Genomic DNA, 2140 nt, shown 5'->3' on the forward strand with positions numbered 1-2140 from the left:
ACTCGCCGGACTCCTCCAGGCGGGTGGCGAAGTCGTTCATGTACTGGATGTGGGCGGAGACCTCCTCGGGCGCCCACTCGGTCATGGGCACGTTGTTGGGCGGCTCCGGCGCGCCCCGGTAGTGCTTGAGCAACAGGTACTTGGCCATGGTGATCCTCCTCGCACTGTGCGACCCAGTGTGGTCGCCTCACCGGGGGGACGGAACCGGATGCGGGTTCTCGACGCTCCTGCCCTACCCGGTGCGCGAGGGGGTGATGACGCCGACGTCGACGCCCGGCGGGACGGTGCTCCCGTCGGCGCCCGCCCGCCCCGGCCGATTCACCGCGATTCCCGCCGCGCCGCGGCCGGCAGGTGTAAATGTTCACGGGTGAACACCACGACCCCTCCCGATAGCCCCCCGGAATCCTCTCGCACCCACTCCGACCACCGTGTTCTCGGCCTCGACCGGAGCCAGGCGATCCCCGCGGCCGTGGTCCTGGCCATCGGCCTGGTGTGGGGACTGGGTCTGCCCTGGCTCGACAGGTCGGTCTCCTGGAACGACCCGATCGCGGCCGGCGACGTCGTCGATCTGGGCAAGGGCGTGCACTTCACCCCGCCCGTCGGATGGGACCTCACCCAGGGGGTCCGGGTCGGGGACGAACCCGCGAGTGGACCCCTGGACGCGGGGTCCACGGCGACGGTCACAGACGGGGGCACCACCATCTCGGCCACCCAGGGGGTCTTCGCCGGCGATGTCGACGCGCTGCTGGCGGAAGCCGAGAAGCACCTGTCGGTCCACGAGAAGGGTGTGCGGGTGTCGGGTGCGCGGCAGTCGGTGACGACCGACAGCGGCCTGGTCGGCACCAGCGAGCCGTTCACCTCCACATCAGGGGACGGCGTCCTGGCCGCGTTCGTCCTGCCGTCCGGCTCCGGCCCGGCTGCCGGCGGGCGCTGGGACCACGAGTTCGACTCCGCCCCCACCGCCATCACCTTCGCCGCCCGATCCCAGCCCGGCCAGTCCACCGCCGACGCCACCGAGATCGAGGCGGCGCTGCGCAGCCTGACCTACGGAGGACCGAGATGAGCACCCCTACCGTCTCGGCGAGCAGCGACACCGCCCCCGATCCGGACCTCCTCGCCGCCCGGGACCGTGCGCTCGAGGAGTCAGGATGGGGTCAGGGTTTCCGGCTGTGGCAGCCGCGCAACCCGGCGTTCTGGGTGCTGCTCCTGGGCATCGCCGCCGGGGTGGTGAGCCTGGTTCAGATCGCCTCGCAGGCCGCCAGGCTCTACCCGGTCGCGGTCGCTGTGGGAGCCGTCGCCTTCGCGCTCTACGGCGGGGCATGGTGGCTGTTCCTGCGACTCCATGACCGCTCCATCCCGCGGTCCGTGACGATGCTGGCCACGGTCTTCGTGTGGGGTGGCACCGCCGGCACGTTCTGGATGGCCGTCCACGCCAACGACGCCCTGCTCTCGCTGTACGGCAAGCTCTTCGGTACCGCCTGGTCAACGGCGTGGGGCGCCGCGTTCGCCGCGCCCGTCATCGAGGAGTTCGCCAAGGCCACCGCACTGGTCCTGATCCTCGGGCTGGCCTCCCACCTGGTGCGCAGCCCCTACGACGGGTTCATGATCGGCGCCTTCACGGGCCTGGGGTTCCAGGTGGCCGAGGACATGCTCTACGCCGCGCAGACCTCCGCCGCGAACTTCGGCTCCGAGCAGATCGAGTCGGCGGTCCAGACGATCCTGATCCGCAGCGGCCTGGGGATCGTGTCGCACACCCTGTTCTCGGCCTTGTTCTGCGCGGGGCTCGTGTGGTTCCTCGGCCGGCCCCGCGCCGAGCGCAACCGCGCCCTCGGAGCCGGGCTGATGCTCGCCGCCATGACCTTCCACTGTCTCTGGGACGCCTCCGACGCCATCGGCAACTCCGTGTTCGGCAGCACCGCGTACGCCTCGCTCGTGCTGGGGGTGGTGATCGTGGTCGCGATCGTGTTGGTGCGCGTAATCGCCCGGCGCGCCTCGCGGGTGCAACGGCAGTGGCTGCGAGCCGTCCTGGCCCCCGAGGTGGATCAGGGGGTCATCACCGAGCGCGAGGTCGCCGCGGTGGTCGGGGACCGCGGAGCCCGGCGACGCTACCTCCGCAGCGCCCCGCACGGTCGCCGGCAGG

At 71.5% G+C, this 2140-nt stretch carries 2 protein-coding genes and 1 pseudogene; 2 read left to right on the plus strand and 1 reads right to left on the minus strand.

Annotation, left to right across the window (positions count from 1 at the left end; translation table 11 throughout):
• Window positions 1-148, minus strand: a pseudogene (locus G6019_RS17805) (YciI family protein); the annotation flags it as partial.
• A gap of 219 nt (window positions 149-367) precedes the next feature.
• Between G6019_RS17805 and G6019_RS12630 the strand changes: the two are divergent.
• Window positions 368-1063: a hypothetical protein gene (locus G6019_RS12630; RefSeq protein WP_182613455.1), complete on the plus strand. Its 696-nt coding sequence runs from the start codon at window positions 368-370 to the stop codon at window positions 1061-1063.
• On the plus strand, window positions 1060-2140 hold a 1081-nt coding region (locus tag G6019_RS12635), incomplete at its 3' end, for a PrsW family intramembrane metalloprotease (protein WP_182627726.1). The genes G6019_RS12630 and G6019_RS12635, both read left to right, overlap by 4 nt.

This window comes from Dietzia sp. DQ12-76 (assembly GCF_014145045.1).
Taxonomy (GTDB): domain Bacteria; phylum Actinomycetota; class Actinomycetes; order Mycobacteriales; family Mycobacteriaceae; genus Dietzia.